The sequence below is a fragment of the Rhizobium etli 8C-3 genome, assembly GCF_001908375.1.
Lineage (GTDB): Bacteria > Pseudomonadota > Alphaproteobacteria > Rhizobiales > Rhizobiaceae > Rhizobium > Rhizobium etli_B.
Genome location: NZ_CP017244.1, coordinates 1 through 15,718, shown reverse-complemented (window position 1 = coordinate 15,718; position 15,718 = coordinate 1). Strand labels below are relative to the sequence as shown.

Genomic DNA, 15,718 nt, shown 5'->3' with positions numbered 1-15,718 from the left:
TAAGTTAAGTTTCGCATCATTGGCCTTTCAATGCGTCGCCAATTGCCTTGGCAAGCTCTGTCTGGCGGTAGGGCTTGCGCAGTACCTTCAAGTTCTCTCCGCCCAGCCGATCGGACTGGACCAGTTCTTCTGCGTAGCCTGAAGTGAGCAATGCCTTCAGTCCGGGATAGAGTTTTTTTGCTTCCTGACAAAGTTGGTAGCCGCCTATCGAGCCGGGCATCACCAGATCCGTAAACAACAGGTCGATGTCGGGATCGGATGCCAGTATTGCAAGCGCTTCCGCCCCGTTCTGCGCTTCGAGCACGCGGTAGCCGAGCTGCTTCAGACGGGCAACCGTGAGGCGGCGAACGCGGTCATCGTCCTCAACGGCAAGAATGCATTCGCCATTGCCAGACACGGCAGCCGCATCGGGAGGATTTGCTTCAACTGCCGCGTCCGCCGTCACGTGCCTCCGCAGATAGATATTGACCGTCGTTCCCTTGCCTTCCTCACTATAGATGCTGGCGTGGCCACCCGATTGCTTGGCAAAACCGTAGATCATCGAGAGACCAAGACCGGTGCCGCGGCCGGTTTCCTTGGTCGTAAAAAACGGCTCGAAGGCTCGTTCCTGCACGGTTCGAGGCATGCCGATGCCTGTATCGGAGACAGACAGCCGGACATAATCACCAGGTTCGAGACCCTCAAGGTGAAGCGCGAAGTGCTCGTCGATACGAGTATTTTGAGTCTCGACCACCAGCCGTCCGCCATTGGGCATGGCATCTCTTGCATTGACTGCGAGATTGACGATGGCGCTTTCCACTTGCGATGGGTCCACTCTTGCGGGCCATAGGTCGGCGGCAAGACTCGTGCTGAGCGAGATTGTCTCGCCAAGCGTGCGATGCAGCATTTCCGAGAGGCCCAGAACAAAGTTGTTGAGATTGACGACCTCCGGTTCGAGATGACTGCGTCGGGCAAATGCCAGAAGTCGAGATGTCAGGCGCGCCCCCAGTTCGGCGGCGTCCAGAGCCTCCTGTGCCAGTTCGCGCTGGCCTGTCGTCGTCAGTCGCGCCTCGAGCATCTCCAGATTGCCGACGATCACCGTCAAGAGATTGTTGAAGTCGTGGGCGATGCCGCCGGTCAGCTGCCCCATGGCCTCCATCTTCTGGGCTTGGCGCAAGGCTCGCTCGGTGGCCTTGTGTGCCGACAGGTCGTGAATGATACCGGTAAAATGGCGTTCACCGTCGATTTGGAATTCACTGACAGCCAGATGCATTGGAAACGTGCTGCCGTCGCGGCGACGTCCGGTCACTTCGCGGCCTATCCCGATGATTTTACGGCGTCCGGTCGCGAGATAGTTGTTGATATACCCATCGTGCTCCCGATGATAAGGCTCCGGCATCAGAAAGTTGACATTCCGGCCGAGGAAGGCGGACTGCTCATAGCCGAACAGCTTTTCGGCTGCAGGGTTGACGGTGGTTATGACGCCACGGCTGTCAATCGTGATAATTGCGTCAAGCGCTGACTGCAAAATTGCCCGAAGCTTCGATGCCTGCCCAGCCAGTGACGGTTCAAGATCGTCTGCCATTCGGGTCCTATCTGAATTTCCAAAAATGCAGCCGAGCTTAACTTCCCCAGTTGATCGACACAATAATTAACAGCTTCACGACAAAGCCGGGATGTGGAGGATTTTCCGATGATGAGGAGGACCAGCAGCTTTGGCCATTGCTCACCCCTGAGCGTAGCCGGGCAGGTTGCAATGTCTTGGCGGGGGGCAGGAGACGACGCAGCCGGATATTTGACGCAACGCAATGCGTGACCCCGGTCTCTGCCGTATTTCTCGAACCAGCCTCCACTGGTTGGGGGCAACTTCAACGGAGGAGACATCCGATGTCACTGTTCAAATTGTCGACCATGGTCGCCCTGCTGACCGCTTTTGCTGCCATCGAAGGTGGCATCGCTTCCGCACAGACGCAAGATCCGCACCAACCCGAAGCGGCCAACGGGACGTCTCAGGACGAGACGATCCAGCCGACAGGACCAGGGACGATGCCTGGCGGGATGATGGGCCGGGACATGATGCCGTCCGGCATGATGGGTGGAATGCCGATGGGTCCAATGCGTGGCCATATGATGAAGATCATGTTCGCCATCGCTGACGCCGATGGAGATGGCGCACTTTCCTTCGAGGAGGTAAGCGCGATCCACAAGCGGATCTTCGACAAGGTCGATGCAAACAAGGACGGCAAGGTCACGCCTGAGGAGATGCAGGCGTTCATGCGGGCATAACGGTCGGCTGCGACCGTAAAGTGCGCGTCAGGTCCCGGTCCGTGTCGGTGCGAGGGCGCGCAGATTTGCATGGAGGCAATTGCATGTTGAGTGCCGGGCGCGGGCTGACTTCAGCCGCGCCCGGCAGCGTATCACGTCAGGCGACGAGATCGAAGCGATCGGCGTTCATCACCTTGGTCCAGGCCGCCACGAAGTCGCGCACGAACTTTTCCTGCGCGTCGCTCTGACCGTAAACTTCGGCAAGCGCCCTAAGCTGGGAGTTCGAGCCGAAGACGAGATCGATGCGGGTAGCGGTCCATTTCAGCTCATCCGTGTTGCGGTCGCGTCCCTCGAACGCATACTTCGATCCTGGCGCCGCCTTCCAAACCGTGCCCATGTCGAGCAGGTTGATGAAGAAGTCGTTGGTGAGCGCTTCAGGGCGCTTCGTGAAGACGCCATTCTGGGACTGTCCCGCATTGGCGTTCAACACCCGCAGTCCGCCAACGAGGACCGTCATTTCCGGCGCCGTCAGCGTCAACAGTTGCGCCTTGTCGATCAGCAACTCCTCGGGCGAAATGGAATACTCGCCCTTCTGGTAGTTGCGGAACCCATCGGCGATCGGTTCGAGAACGGCAAAAGAGGCCACATCGGTCTGCTCCTGCGTCGCGTCGGTGCGGCCGGGCGCAAAGGGAACCTCAATGTGATGCCCGCCGTTGGCCGCCGCCTTCTCGACTGCCGCTGCGCCCCCGAGCACGATGAGATCTGCAAGCGATACCTTCTTGCCGCCAGGCTGGGCGTCGTTGAACGCCTTCTGGATACCTTCAAGTGTCTCGAGCACCGTTGCCAGCTGGACCGGCTGATTGACCTCCCAGTCCTTTTGAGGCGCAAGACGGATGCGCGCGCCATTCGCGCCGCCGCGCTTGTCGGAGCCGCGGAAGGTCGATGCCGAAGCCCAGGCGGTCGAGACCAGCTGGGAGATGGGCAGTCCGGATGCGAGGATCTTGTCCTTGAGATCGGCGACATCCTGCGCATCGATCAGGACGTGATCAACGGCGGGAACCGGATCCTGCCAGATCAGCTCTTCTGCCGGAACCTCCGGGCCGAGATAGCGTGCCCGTGGGCCCATGTCGCGGTGGGTCAGCTTGAACCACGCACGGGCAAATGCATCGGCGAACTGATCCGGATTTTCGAAGAAGCGCCTCGAAATCTTTTCGTAGGCAGGGTCGAAGCGCAAGGCAAGGTCCGTCGTCAGCATGGACGGCGCGTGACGCTTGGACTTGTCGTGCGCGTCCGGTACGGTGGCGGCACCGGCACCGTGCTTCGGGGTCCACTGATGGGCACCGGCCGGGCTTTTCGTCAGTTCCCATTCGTAGCCGAACAGGTTCCAGAAGAAGTTGTTGCTCCACTTCGTCGGTGTCGTGGTCCAGATGACTTCCAGGCCGCTGCCGATGGTGTCACCGCCCTTGCCGGTTCCAAAGCTGCTTGTCCAGCCGAGGCCCTGCTCCTCAATACCCGCCGCCTCGGGCTCTGCGCCGACATGTGAGGCATCGCCTGCGCCATGTGTCTTGCCGAAGGTATGTCCGCCTGCAATGAGTGCAACGGTTTCCTCGTCATTCATGGCCATGCGCGCGAAGGTCTCGCGAATGTCCCTGGCAGCGGCAAGTGGATCGGGATTGCCGTTTGGTCCTTCCGGATTGACGTAGATGAGTCCCATTTGCACGGCGGCGAGAGGGTTCTCGAGGTCTCGTTCGCCAGAGTAGCGCTTGTCGGCAAGCCAGGTGTCCTCGGCGCCCCAGTAGACGTCCTCCTCGGGCTCCCATACATCCGGGCGGCCGCCGGCAAAGCCAAACGTCTTGAAGCCCATCGATTCCAGCGCAACGTTGCCCGTGAGGATCATCAGGTCGGCCCAGGAGATCTTGTTGCCGTATTTCTGCTTGATCGGCCAGAGCAGCCGGCGCGCCTTGTCGAGATTGACATTGTCCGGCCAGCTGTTGAGCGGTGCAAAACGCTGCTGACCGGCGCCTGCGCCACCGCGCCCGTCACCGGTACGGTAAGTGCCCGCGCTGTGCCATGCCATGCGTATGAAAAGCGGTCCGTAGTGACCGAAGTCCGCCGGCCACCAGTCCTGCGAATCGGTCATCAGCGCGAAGAGATCCTTTTTCAGGGCTTCCAGATCGAGCTTCTTGAACTCCTCGGCATAGTTGAAGCCTTTGCCCATAGGGTCGGACAGCGAAGAATTCTGGTGAAGAATCTTGAGATTCAACTGGTTCGGCCACCAGTCCCGGTTCGACCGTCCGCCATGGGCCGTATGTGTGTGGGCAACCGGACACTTGCCCGCGGTCTCGACTTTTGAATCCATGTTTTTATCCCTTGCGATTACTTGTACTGGGTGACCCAGCGGAAGACGGCATGCAGGAAAAGAGCTTACGGCATCAGGCGTTGCGGATATTGGACATCAACACGCTGCAGACCGCCGTCGATTACAAACCGGGTTGGACAGCGGCTGCATCTCCTCTCTGCTTGGGGCACTATATCCAAGCTGCTTCATTAATTTAAGTTGGATTTTCTGATCGCAGCGATAAGGTAAGATTATGACCAATTTGACACTCAAGCAGCTGCGCTATTTCGAGGCGCTGGCCCGCCAGGGCCATTTCGGACGCGCGGCAGATGTCTGTTCGATTTCCCAGCCCGCCTTGTCCATGCAGATCAAGGAACTGGAAGAAACGCTGGGCACGGAGCTCTTCGAAAGAGGCGCGCGTCAAGTCCGGCTGACCAACTTCGGGGAGGCCTTTGGCCTTCGCGTGCGCGACATCCTGCGTTCTGTCGATGAACTGGCAGACCTTGCACGCGCGTCGCAGGACCAGCTGGTGGGGCGGCTGCGCATAGGTGTGATCCCGACGGTCGCGCCCTACCTGCTGCCTGCAATCATCGGCAACCTCACCCGCATAAATGACGGGCTTGAGATCCATGTGCGCGAGACGTTGACCTCCAAACTGGTTCATGAATTGGCGGAAGGCAGGCTCGACACTGCAATTGTCGCGTTGCCGGTATCTGAACCTTCATTGACCGAGGTTGCGTTGTTTTCGGAGAATTTCGTTCTGGTCCGTCCAAGCGAGGATGAAGGCAAGCCTGTCCCAAACCGCGAGGCCCTGCGTGAAATGAGGCTGCTTTTACTGGAAGAGGGACACTGTTTTCGTGACCAGGCTTTGTCATTCTGCAACTTGCATTCTGCGCTTCCGCGAGAGCTTCTGGACGGCAGCTCCTTGTCGACGCTGGTCCAAATGGTCAGCGCCGGCATTGGCGTCACTTTGATCCCCGAAATGGCAGTGGGAGTAGAGACGCGCTCGGCGTCAGTCTCTGTCGCTCACTTTGAGAGCGTTCAACCCTCGCGAACGATTGGCATGATCTGGCGCAAGACCAGTCCTCTGGCCCAACAGTTCCTGAAGGTTTCTGAAATCGTTCGACAGTCAGCCGATGCGATGCGCAAGCAATACAATTCGAGCATCGTGGACGTGGGTGGCGCCCAATAACTGGCTGGTCCCGGCGCCATTACTTGGGTACGCCATGCGCCTGACCTTCATCCTTGACTTCCCGCGGCGTGGGCGTGGGGATAACGCCATGACCCGGGGCCCTCACATCCTGCCCGATCGACCCATCCGAACCTTCTTCACGCTCACCTTGACGGCTGGCACGTCTGGTGTCTCGCAGGGTTGTTGCCTCATCGATGAGGGAGGTGAGTTCCTCATCGGACAAGTTGGACAGCTCAAAGGTCTTGGTCATGATTCTCTCCTGGCAGGCTCAGTTTCTAGGATGGTTAACGCACAACTTCGCGAAACGACCCAAGGGCGGGAAGAAAACTGACGGCGCCGGAACGACCGACCAGGCGAAAGAGCCGGGTCTACCCTAAGCTTTCACCGTCGAGGAAGGTGCGCCAGCATAACAATGCATTGTCCCGAAACTGATTTGCGAAAGAACGACGAAACCCTCTGGCGAGAAGCCATGGCATCGACGTCAGCCTTTGCGTGTTCCATGGACGGCCCAGGGGACGGCCCGGGCGCGAGGAGCCTCGACTAGATGCACTGCAGAAATCGATCGGTTTCCGTCAGCTCAAGCTGCACTGAAAATCGCTCCCCCAGCAGTTCCAATGATGCCTCATGCGATTCATCTGCACCGCTGCAGACAGCGTCCGTCAATAAAATGACCCGGTAGCCGAGATCGATTGCACCCAGAACCGCAGCCAATACGCAGACGTCCGTCTCGCCACCGCTGATGACGAGGGTCGACACACCCTCTTCGGCAAGCGTCGCATGGAGCCGGCCACAGATCCAGGGTGAGTAAGTGGCCTTGTCGAAGACCCGAGCAGGCGGCACAAGGCGGGCAAGCGAAGGGACAAGTTCTATCAGACCCGCCGGCAGCTGCTTGCGCGTCATCATCCACCATTTCTCATAATAGCGTTGCCAGGTGCCTGGCATGTCGGCTGCGTTTTCGGGTGGAATAAATCGGGTAAAGACCGTCCGCTCGGCATGAGTGCCTGCGACCTCCTCGACCAGCGGCAAGGTGCGTTTCATCCATTCGACGTGCCATGGCGTCGCTTCGAAGAACAGGCTCTGCATGTCCACGCACAAGTGACGCCATTCGCCAAGACTGTGCATATGCTCGCTCAGCGGCGTCACTCCTTGCTGATTTCCTCAAGGATCAATCGAAGCTCAGTGATTGGCAGGCGGTTTTCGTCGAACAGCTCGACCGACAACATGTGGACGGGGGTTTCGGGCAATCCGCCGGCGGCAGTCTCGGTAAGTGCGTGGCGGGCTTCGGCCTTTGCAGCCTGCACTCCGTCGAACTCGCAGCTCGTCTCTGCCAATTCCCCTTTCGCGCCGACGACCCTGTAAAAATATTTCATCTGAGCTCTCCTCGTTGTCAGGGAAACACTCTCCGGGAGCACTGGTTCCGTGTGAAACGTGATGCACTTGGACATTTATTGCGAAGAAAACCGGCTTTTCGTCATCTGGCGGAGGTTTTGGAGTTGGGCATGCCGGTGGCAACGGGCTTGTCGCCATTGATCGGAACAACCCGCGCTGCGTCGCGTTCAGGTTCGTCACTTAGCTACCAACCATAGGAGAGCAGAATGGCTGCAAAGACGCTAAACGACCTGTTCGTCGAAACGCTGAAGGACATCTACTACGCCGAAAAGCAAATCCTCAAAGCCTTGCCGAAGATGGCGCGCGCGGCGCAATCGGAGGAAGGCAAGGCGGGTTTCCTGAAACACCGTGACGAAACCGAAGGCCAGATCGAGCGGCTCGTGCAAGTGTTCGAGATCGCCGGCAAGCCCGCTCGCGGCAAGACCTGCGAGGCGATCCAGGGCATCATAGCCGAAGGCGAAGAGATCATGGAAGAATTCAAGGGCTCACCCGCACTGGACGCAGGATTGATCTCTGCGGCGCAGGCCGTCGAACACTACGAGATCGCCCGCTACGGCACGCTGATCGTCTGGGCCAAGCAGCTGGGTCTGAAGGACGCGGTCCCTCTACTTCAGGCAAGTCTCGCCGAAGAGGAAGCAACCGACAAGAAGCTCACCCAGCTTGCGCAAACCTCGGCAAATGTGAAGGCAACGAAGGCTGCATGAGTCATTATTTCTGATTGCTTGGAGGGCCGCCATGTTCGCGGCCTTCCAGCATGGCCCGCGTCGGCGCTGAAGGTTGCTCTTTCATTCGACCGGGTCCGGGCGGGACATTTGTTCGCCAAGACCATTTGTTCTGTCCAGACGCAATCCCTGTCACGCGGTCGCAACAGCGATGGGGAACGCAGCGCCTCGGGATTGTCAGTCGCCATCGAAGCCATGATCGAGACCGCACGTTGTCACGGCAAAGACAGCAGCTGCGCAAGTGTGACCGGTCGAAGAGCCCGCGCATCAACGCCGACATCATATTGCCGGGGTATCGGCTTCAGCCGACCATGCGAATGCCCATGAAGGTTGATCGAGTTCTTGCCCATCTTGTGCCAGGTCCGGAACGGAAAATGACATAGCACGAGAAGATGCTCGTCTGTAACGAGCTCGGCATAATGCTGAACGCTCGTCCAGTTCTCGGCCTTCGTCGTCGTCTCGGGATCACAGTTGCCAATAATCAAGTGCTTGCGGCCATTCAGCATCGAAAGAAGCTGATCGCAGTCGCCGCCTTTCGCCGACATGAAGTCGCCGAGATGCCAGATGTCGTCGTCCTTTCCGACGATGGCATTCCAGTTCCTGATCAGCGCGACGTCGTGCTCTGCCATATCGGGGAACGGCCTGCGGTCGATCCGCAGCACACGTGGATCGGCGAAATGGGTGTCACTCGTAAAGTAGATCATGAACGGAACAATGGAGCGGCGGCGGCCAGAGTCAAAGTGCTCAGCAAAAAAGCCGCGCACACGCTTGCCTTACGGGCAAAGCGTAAAGGGGACCAGGTTCGTCTTGATCCAATTTTCGTCAATCAAGCCCAGTCGTGCCAATCGAGGCGTGAGCGCCATCCAGCGACGGGCAATATCGGCACGCAAGGGGCGCAGTTATCAAGATCTTCTGGATTTGCAAGGCTCCAGCCTAATTAACCTTGCAATTGTGGATCGTAGCTCCATAATTGCGAGGATGATGATACCAAGACGGAAGACAGCAGAGCTCGTCGAGCTCCTCGATAACAATCCAGCGGTTGCCTTGCTCGGGCCCCGACAGGTAGGAAAAACCACCCTCGCATTGGAGGTCGGCGAGCAACGGCCGTCCATCTATCTCGATCTCGAATCCGAATCGGATCGTGCCAAACTCGCCGAGCCGGAACTCTATCTTGCCGAACACGAGGACAAACTCGTTATCCTCGACGAGGTCCATCGCGTCCCGGAGCTGTTCCAGAACCTTCGCGGCCTGATCGACCGGGGGCGACGGATGGGACTGCGCAGCGGCCGCTTCCTGTTGCTTGGCTCGGCCTCCATGGCTCTCCTGAAACAGTCTGGCGAGAGCCTGGCCGGTCGGATCGCCTATCTGGAACTCGCACCCATAGACGGCCTCGAGGTCGGAGCCGGCGAACTTAACAAGCTTTGGGTTAGAGGAGGCTTCCCCGACAGCCTTCTGGCGGCGAACGACACCGTCAGCCAACGCTGGCGCATCGATTTCATCCGGACCTATCTCGAGCGTGACATCCCTCTTCTGGGTCCGAGGATCCCAGCCGAAACGCTACGCCGCTTCTGGACGATGCTCGCTCATCACCAATCAGGCCTCCTCAATGCGGCGGACTTCGCCCGCGCAATCGGGGTCGACGGCAAGACAGTCGCTTCTTATCTCGACCTCATGGTCGATCTGCTTTTGGTGCGTCGGCTCGAGCCCTGGCACAGCAATGCCGGCAAGCGCCTGGTGAAATCGCCGCGCGTTTATGTTCGCGATTCCGGCCTGCTCCACAGTCTGCTTGGTTTGACCACGCTTGATGATGTCCTCGGCCACCCCGTGGCCGGAGCGAGTTGGGAAGGCTTCGTGATCGAAACCCTTCATGCAGTTATGCCAGAGGGTGCCCACGCCAATTTCTATCGCACCTCGGCCGGCGCCGAGATCGACCTTGTTGTCACCTTGCCCGGTGAACGCCGCTGGGCGATCGAGATCAAGAGAAGCCTCACGCCAAAGCTAGAGCGGGGTTTCCACCACGCCTGCCTCGATCTGGAGCCGGATCGCCGCATCGTGGTGTACCCAGGCAGCGAAGCGTATCCTCTTGGCAATGATATCGAGGCGCTCCCTTTGCGCCAGCTTGGCGAACAACTCGCAGGCGGTCGCAAATGATATTGGCGTGGATCCTGTCGCTATTTCAGGATTTCATCGACACGTCTGGCGAACCTGTCGATCGTTTCAATACGTTGTTTTGTCTTGCTCGTTCAGCGGCGCAGGTATGATCGGCAATTGAACGCCTCTCTCTGAAGCCCAAGCGACGCGGCGAAAATGAGATCGTGAAGGAGAACCGGCGGTTCCTGGGGTGATTAGCGCCTCCGACCTCCCAGGTCGTTCAGGTCGATCAGGTCGATCATACAAAGGCGGATATCTTTGTCGTCGACGAGTGGACATGTTTCTCGAACTTCGCTAGAGATTGTAATGTTATTACATATCAGAGAAGGGATTTCCTGTGTTACCCAGATTGACGATCGCCGGCGCCTTTGCTGCAAGCCTCTTGGTGAACCCGGCCTCCGCTGAAGAGGAACAGCAGACATGGCGCCTGTTCATCGCCGACCACACGGCACCCATGGCTCGTGCATTCGACGCCAAGACCGGTGAACAGATCGGCGAGTTTGGGTTAAAGGGTTATGCGGCGCTGGCCGCCAGTCATTCCGGCCAGACCGTTTTCGCCGTCCAATCAGAGGCCAATGCCGTCCAGGTGATCAAAACCGGCTTGACGATTTCCGACCACGGCGAGCATCGCGATCTGGAAACATCCGCACCTTTGCTGCTGCAGACCGCACTCGACGGGAAGCGGCCGGTCCACGCCGTCATGCATGGCGACGACGTGGTATTGTTCTACGATCGGGAAGGCAAAGCCAAGCTCGTTTCTGAAGAAGATCTGCTGGAAGGCGCAGCATCCGAAACGCTCATCGACGCGACGGCACCTCACCATGGTGTCGCCGTGCCCATGGGGCGCAACATGCTGGTCTCGGTTCCCGATACCGACGCGCAAACCAAACCGGATGAACTGCCGCCGCGCCTGGGCCTACGTGTTCTCGGCGCGAACGGAAGACAGGTCGGAGGCATCACACCCTGCACGGCGCTGCACGGAGAAGCCTTCTCGGCAAAGCTCGTTGCCTTCGGTTGCGAGGAAGGCGTCCTGATAGCGCGGCCTGGCAAGGATGAGACCGTGCAACTTGAAATGCTGGAATATGGCGACAAGCTGCCGAAGGGAAAAGTGACGGCCTTGCTCGGCGGTAAGGCGATGCAATTTTTCCTGGGCAACTACGGCGAGGACAAGATTGCCCTGATCGACCCAGACAACACCGAGCCGTATCGCTTGGTCGACCTGCCGACCCGGCGTATCGATTTCGCGCTCGATCCTGCGCGGGTCAAGAATGCCTATGTACTGACCGAGGACGGGCACCTGCATCTTGTCGACGTTCTAAGCGGTCAAATCACGATGTCGACCCGCGTCACCGAGCCTTACAGCAAGGATGGTCACTGGCGCGATCCGCGCCCGCGGCTCGCAGTTGCGGGCGATCAGATTGCAATCACCGATCCTCGCCATAGCGTTGTGCGGGTGATCGATATTGAGACCATGAAAGAGATTCGGACCATCCCGGTCGAGGGATTGCCTTTCAGCATCGTCGCCGTCGGGGGATCAGGCGCCGTGCATTGATCCTGCTTGGATCTACGGCTTGACGTGGCGGTTGCGCTCGGCATAACTGAGCGCGACGGTTCCCCGAAGTAGACGCCGAGGGGATTAATAGGGAACACGGTGCGGACGACCCAAAAGGGACCAAGACCGTGGCTGCCCCCGCAACTGTAAGCGGATTGCCGATCATCCTCGTGGCGCCAAGCGCCATGCCACTGTGAGCTGGTTCTCACGGGAAGGCAGATGGTTCGGCGCATATCTGCGAGCCAGGAGACCTGCCGTCAAAGAGAGATCCAATTGAACGGGCGGGGTTGCCCGGAACAGGAGACGAGATGATTCCTTTTGACGCCCCTGATCGGCGCGGGCCCCTTCCGCGTGAGACGGAACGGATCGCTCTTTTCAATAAACCATAGCCGCTGCCGGTCAAGAGCCTGTCGTGCCGGTCGGCTCGCACGCCCGTATGGCCGGTGACCATCTCAAGCATTTCCCATCAACATCGGAGCGTTCAGGCCGCCGTGCCGACGTATCCTCAATTCCCTACGAGTGTTTCCATGTCATCCGATCCAAAACTTCGGCGGTTCATTCTGCGCCTTGCCTTCGCGGCGTGGGCAACCTCTTCGATTTCTGCAGCCGCTTTTGCCGCTCCGACCAGCTACCCCCTGACAATTGCCAATTGCGGCCGATCCGTCACCTTCGATAGGGCGCCGGACAAGGTCGTATCGATCGGCCAGGCGATGACCGAAATCCTGCTGTCGCTCGGCCTTTCGGATCGTGTCACGGGCACGGCTGTCTGGTTCAGCCCAGTGCTCAAACAATTCGATGCGGAAAACAGCAAAATCAAGCGGCTCGCCGACAATGATCCGAGCTTCGAGGCGGTGGTGGCAACTGGCCCCGACCTGGTTGCCGCCGAATTCGAGTGGCATGTCGGCTCGAACGGCTCGGTTGGAACCTACGATCAGTTTTCGAAGCTTGGCATCAACACCTATGTCGCGCCGGCCGATTGCGCCGCCAAGGACAATACGACGGGTGGTGATGGTGTCCGCAAGGAAATGCTGAAGACCGAAGTCATCTATCAGATGATTTCCGAACTTGCCGCGATCTTTGACGTTCAAGACCGCGGCGAGGCATTGGTCGCAAGGCTGAAGGAACGTGAGGATAAGGCGATTGCATCGGTTGCCGGGGCAAGGGTGACGGATATTCCGGTCGTATTCTGGTTCTCCAGCAAGGAAATCGACGGGGAGGCCTTCATGGCCGGCCGCAACGGCGCGCCCGCCTATATCATGCAGGCCCTTGGGGCAAAGAACGTGATTGCCACGAACGAGGAATGGCCGTTGGTCGGCTGGGAAACGGTCGCCGGTCTTAATCCTGCAATCATCGTCATCGCCGGGATGGACCGTCGCCGCTACGCTGCCGACGATCCGGCCATCAAGCTTAGGTTTCTGAACACCGATCCTGTGGCAAGCAGGATCAGCGCTGTGGAAGACAAACACGTGGTCGTCATGGACTCGCAGGCAATGAGCCCATCGATCCGCCTTGTCGACGGCATCGAAACGCTTGCAGCAGCCATAAGGCAGTTTGGACTGGCGAAGTGAGCAAGGACGCCGGGCCGCGCAACGGATGGGGCGGCTTTGCCGTCTTGTCCCTGCTTTCAATGACTGCACTGACATTGGCGATAGGCCTTGCCCTGTCGATCGGCGAAATCGCCATACCGCTGCGGACGATTGCAGAAGCTGTTGCCAACCGAATGTTCGGCACCTCCTTCGCGATCAAGCCGATCCATGAGGGTATCATCTGGGACTATCGGCTGAGCCGCGCCCTGGTCTCAGCAGGTTCCGGCGCGGCTCTTGCAATGACGGGCGCCATACTGCAGGCCCTGCTTCGCAATCCGCTTGCCGAACCTTATGTACTTGGGATTTCGGCGGGCGCTTCGACCGGCGCGGTCGCCATCATGATCTTCGGCATCGGGTCCGGCGTTCTGACCCTTTCCACCGGAGCTTTTTTCGGTGCGGTGGCAGCCTTCGGTCTCGTCTCGCTTCTGGCCGCCGGCGCAGGCGGCGGCGCCGATCGCATCATCCTGGCAGGCGTTGCCGGTTCGCAGCTCTTCAACGCACTGACGTCCTACATCGTCACGACCTCGGCCAATGCCGAGCAGGCAAGGGGGATCATGTTCTGGTTGCTCGGGAGCCTCAGCGGCGTGCGCTGGACGGATGTCTTGCTCGTCACCCCCATTGCCGCCGGCGGCTTTGTTATCTGCATGCTTCACGCACGTGTGCTGGATGCCTTTGCCTTCGGTACGGACTCTGCCGCAGCGCTCGGCGTACCGGTAAAGCGGGTGCGTCTTACCCTTCTTGGACTGACGGCCGTGATGACCGCTGCCGTCGTCAGCATCGTCGGTTCGATCGGCTTCGTTGGTCTTGTCATTCCGCACGCGGCGCGCTTTCTGGTCGGTCCGGCTCACGAGCGGTTACTGCCGGCAACTGCGTTGATCGGGGCGATCTTCATGGTACTTGCCGATATCGTCTCGCGCACGATCATCCCGCAGCAGGTGCTTCCAGTTGGCGTGGTAACGGCACTTTTCGGCGCTCCCGTCTTCGCTGTCATCCTCTACAAGGCAAGGAGGCCTCTATGAGCATATCGATGCGCAATGTCGCCTGGTGCGCTGGCGGTACAGTAATCGTCGATGGCGTCAGCCTTGATGTTGCGCCGGGCAAGACACTGGGTCTGCTCGGACCCAATGGCTCTGGCAAATCGAGCCTTCTGCGTCTCATCTGCCGGCTGCGGCAAGTCAAGAGCGGGGTCATCAGACTGGGCGAGAGCGATATCAGCACCATGGCGCGTCGCGAGATTGCCCAGCGTATCGCACTGGTCGAGCAGCAAGCGACAACCGATGCGGACCTTTCGGTCAAGGATGTCGTGCGCCTCGGGCGAACGCCGCATCGAGGCGCTCTCTCCCCGTGGGACAAGACAGACGAAGACGCGGTCGATGCGGCACTGGAACAGGTCGGCATGACGGCCAAGGCCTTGCAGCTATGGCGCACGCTGTCAGGCGGAGAGCGCCAGCGCACGCACATTGCTCGCGCGCTTGCGCAGACGCCGACCGAATTGCTGCTTGATGAACCAACCAATCATCTCGACATCCAGCATCAGCTGGAGCTGCTGGTTCTCGTCACGACGCTTCCGGTCACCTGCGTCATCGCATTGCATGATCTCAATCTGGCGGCAATGTTCTGTGACAGCCTGGCCGTGCTTTGTAACGGCCGCGTGGTTGCTGCGGGGACCCCCGAAGCGGTTTTGACCGAAGAGCTTGTTCGGGATGTATTTGGGGTCCGGGCTCATATCGAAAAGTCGACGGTTCACGGCAGGCATTACATCCAGTATCTCACCCGTTGACGACGGACGCGTCGACGCAAGGGATGGGGTGATGGCGCGGGGCAGGCAGCATTCTCTCCTGCCTGTCTGGAGCAATGTCCGCTTCAATGGCTGCCGTCGACCTGTGTGCGCCACCGGTTTTGCCGAAAGGTTGGTTCGATGTCGCATCTGCCGACCTGAGGCGCCTGACGTGATGCGTTCCTTGACCATAGGGCCTCGTTTAGGTACCATAGCAGCATGATTTCCGGGAGATCGGATCAAGTTTAGCCGATCTCTAACAGTCTGTTATCACAGACTATTCAACATCTAACGGAAACAATCACGACATTTCGTTCGGTCACTGCGGCTCCCGTTTCAGCCCTTGCAATCCCTTGATTTCTCGTGCCCGAATGAATGACGCGCCTCCCCAGTTTTTCCATCGGTGCCGGACCCTCGAATTTCGATGTTATCGCAATTCCATCGCTTCGCCCGAGGGTGTTTGAAGTCGCGCCGCCGGCTCGGTTAAGCGCTCATGCTGCGTCGAGGAGCGGATACACTCCGCCTATTGCAGACCCGAGGAAGCAGCTTGGTTGGGCCTGAAATATGATTGCAGCGCCTCGCCCATCAGTGCGGGCAGGCAGGATGGCCTACGAGGCTTTGATCGCTTCGGACGGACCGCAACCCTTAACGTTGGGCGTGCCGGCAAATGAGGAAGAGGCGAAGTCTGGTGGATGCGGCATCGCGCCAATGAATGTTGCGGGACTGTCGTTTGGGGGTCGGTCAAGTGCGAGTTTACTGCGGTAAAC

14 protein-coding genes and 1 riboswitch are annotated in these 15,718 nt (G+C 59.1%); of the genes, 8 read left to right on the top strand and 6 right to left on the bottom strand.

All coding sequences use genetic code 11. The features are described 5' to 3' along the window. Nucleotides 1-16: 16 nt before the first annotated feature. Nucleotides 17-1,564 carry a PAS domain S-box protein gene (locus tag AM571_RS24865; RefSeq protein WP_074063750.1) on the bottom strand — a complete coding sequence of 516 codons (1,548 nt, stop codon included), beginning with the start codon at nucleotides 1,562-1,564 and terminating at the stop codon, nucleotides 17-19. A 227-nt stretch (nucleotides 1,565-1,791) separates the two neighbouring features. On the opposite strand from AM571_RS24865, the gene AM571_RS24860 reads away from it, so the two are divergent. Beyond that, nucleotides 1,792-2,265, top strand: a complete 474-nt coding sequence (locus AM571_RS24860) for an EF-hand domain-containing protein (RefSeq protein ID WP_074063749.1) — start codon at nucleotides 1,792-1,794, stop codon at nucleotides 2,263-2,265. 136 nt (nucleotides 2,266-2,401) lie between these two features. Here the strand turns inward: AM571_RS24860 and katG are convergent, their stop codons facing one another. Next, nucleotides 2,402-4,603, bottom strand: coding sequence for a catalase/peroxidase HPI (gene katG / locus AM571_RS24855; RefSeq protein ID WP_074063748.1), 2,202 nt, complete (start codon nucleotides 4,601-4,603; stop codon nucleotides 2,402-2,404). A gap of 232 nt (nucleotides 4,604-4,835) precedes the next feature. On the opposite strand from katG, the gene AM571_RS24850 reads away from it, so the two are divergent. Further along, nucleotides 4,836-5,774 (top strand): hydrogen peroxide-inducible genes activator, encoded by a 939-nt coding sequence (locus AM571_RS24850; RefSeq protein WP_074063747.1) that lies wholly within the window; start codon nucleotides 4,836-4,838, stop codon nucleotides 5,772-5,774. 19 nt (nucleotides 5,775-5,793) lie between these two features. On the opposite strand, the gene AM571_RS24845 is transcribed toward AM571_RS24850, so the two are convergent. The 3 genes from AM571_RS24845 to AM571_RS24835 form a co-directional block, all read right to left on the bottom strand. Next, nucleotides 5,794-6,024: a hypothetical protein gene (locus AM571_RS24845; protein ID WP_074063746.1), complete on the bottom strand. Its 231-nt coding sequence runs from the start codon at nucleotides 6,022-6,024 to the stop codon at nucleotides 5,794-5,796. A 290-nt stretch (nucleotides 6,025-6,314) separates the two neighbouring features. Then, nucleotides 6,315-6,896, bottom strand: a complete 582-nt coding sequence (locus AM571_RS24840) for a cysteine hydrolase family protein (RefSeq protein WP_074065556.1) — start codon at nucleotides 6,894-6,896, stop codon at nucleotides 6,315-6,317. 17 nt (nucleotides 6,897-6,913) lie between these two features. Further along, nucleotides 6,914-7,144: a DUF6894 family protein gene (locus AM571_RS24835; protein ID WP_074063745.1), complete on the bottom strand. Its 231-nt coding sequence runs from the start codon at nucleotides 7,142-7,144 to the stop codon at nucleotides 6,914-6,916. 225 nt (nucleotides 7,145-7,369) lie between these two features. On the opposite strand from AM571_RS24835, the gene AM571_RS24830 reads away from it, so the two are divergent. Further along, nucleotides 7,370-7,867, top strand: a complete 498-nt coding sequence (locus AM571_RS24830) for a ferritin-like domain-containing protein (RefSeq protein WP_074063744.1) — start codon at nucleotides 7,370-7,372, stop codon at nucleotides 7,865-7,867. A gap of 233 nt (nucleotides 7,868-8,100) precedes the next feature. Here the strand turns inward: AM571_RS24830 and AM571_RS24825 are convergent, their stop codons facing one another. Next, nucleotides 8,101-8,589 carry a metallophosphoesterase family protein gene (locus AM571_RS24825; RefSeq protein WP_074065555.1) on the bottom strand — a complete coding sequence of 163 codons (489 nt, stop codon included), beginning with the start codon at nucleotides 8,587-8,589 and terminating at the stop codon, nucleotides 8,101-8,103. A gap of 277 nt (nucleotides 8,590-8,866) precedes the next feature. On the opposite strand from AM571_RS24825, the gene AM571_RS24820 reads away from it, so the two are divergent. From AM571_RS24820 to AM571_RS24800, 5 genes are all read left to right on the top strand, one after another. After that, nucleotides 8,867-10,036, top strand: coding sequence for an ATP-binding protein (locus AM571_RS24820; RefSeq protein WP_074063743.1), 1,170 nt, complete (start codon nucleotides 8,867-8,869; stop codon nucleotides 10,034-10,036). A 337-nt stretch (nucleotides 10,037-10,373) separates the two neighbouring features. After that, nucleotides 10,374-11,588 (top strand): metallochaperone AztD, encoded by a 1,215-nt coding sequence (locus AM571_RS24815; protein ID WP_155774535.1) that lies wholly within the window; start codon nucleotides 10,374-10,376, stop codon nucleotides 11,586-11,588. A 39-nt stretch (nucleotides 11,589-11,627) separates the two neighbouring features. Then, a riboswitch (cobalamin riboswitch) is annotated at nucleotides 11,628-11,862 on the top strand. A 253-nt stretch (nucleotides 11,863-12,115) separates the two neighbouring features. Continuing rightward, nucleotides 12,116-13,156, top strand: a complete 1,041-nt coding sequence (locus AM571_RS24810) for an ABC transporter substrate-binding protein (protein ID WP_074063741.1) — start codon at nucleotides 12,116-12,118, stop codon at nucleotides 13,154-13,156. A 59-nt stretch (nucleotides 13,157-13,215) separates the two neighbouring features. Beyond that, nucleotides 13,216-14,193, top strand: coding sequence for a FecCD family ABC transporter permease (locus AM571_RS24805; RefSeq protein WP_081377293.1), 978 nt, complete (start codon nucleotides 13,216-13,218; stop codon nucleotides 14,191-14,193). Further along, entirely contained in the window at nucleotides 14,190-14,954 is a 765-nt protein-coding gene (locus AM571_RS24800) for an ABC transporter ATP-binding protein (RefSeq protein WP_074063739.1), read from the top strand. Before AM571_RS24805 ends, AM571_RS24800 begins: the two co-directional genes overlap by 4 nt. Nucleotides 14,955-15,718: the final 764 nt, after the last annotated feature.

Bases quoted from the DNA above. Each gene is read 5' to 3' on its own strand.
- AM571_RS24845 (WP_074063746.1), bottom strand. From the start codon at position 6,024: ATGACCAAGACCTTTGAGCTGTCCAACTTGTCCGATGAGGAACTCACC.
- AM571_RS24820 (WP_074063743.1), top strand. From the start codon at position 8,867: ATGATACCAAGACGGAAGACAGCAGAGCTCGTCGAGCTCCTCGATAAC.
- AM571_RS24805 (WP_081377293.1), top strand. From the start codon at position 13,216: ATGACTGCACTGACATTGGCGATAGGCCTTGCCCTGTCGATCGGCGAA.
- AM571_RS24825 (WP_074065555.1), bottom strand. From the start codon at position 8,589: ATGATCTACTTTACGAGTGACACCCATTTCGCCGATCCACGTGTGCTG.
- AM571_RS24835 (WP_074063745.1), bottom strand. From the start codon at position 7,144: ATGAAATATTTTTACAGGGTCGTCGGCGCGAAAGGGGAATTGGCAGAG.
- AM571_RS24810 (WP_074063741.1), top strand. From the start codon at position 12,116: ATGTCATCCGATCCAAAACTTCGGCGGTTCATTCTGCGCCTTGCCTTC.
- AM571_RS24840 (WP_074065556.1), bottom strand. From the start codon at position 6,896: ATGCACAGTCTTGGCGAATGGCGTCACTTGTGCGTGGACATGCAGAGC.
- AM571_RS24850 (WP_074063747.1), top strand. From the start codon at position 4,836: ATGACCAATTTGACACTCAAGCAGCTGCGCTATTTCGAGGCGCTGGCC.
- AM571_RS24800 (WP_074063739.1), top strand. From the start codon at position 14,190: ATGAGCATATCGATGCGCAATGTCGCCTGGTGCGCTGGCGGTACAGTA.
- katG (WP_074063748.1), bottom strand. From the start codon at position 4,603: ATGGATTCAAAAGTCGAGACCGCGGGCAAGTGTCCGGTTGCCCACACA.
- AM571_RS24830 (WP_074063744.1), top strand. From the start codon at position 7,370: ATGGCTGCAAAGACGCTAAACGACCTGTTCGTCGAAACGCTGAAGGAC.
- AM571_RS24865 (WP_074063750.1), bottom strand. From the start codon at position 1,564: ATGGCAGACGATCTTGAACCGTCACTGGCTGGGCAGGCATCGAAGCTT.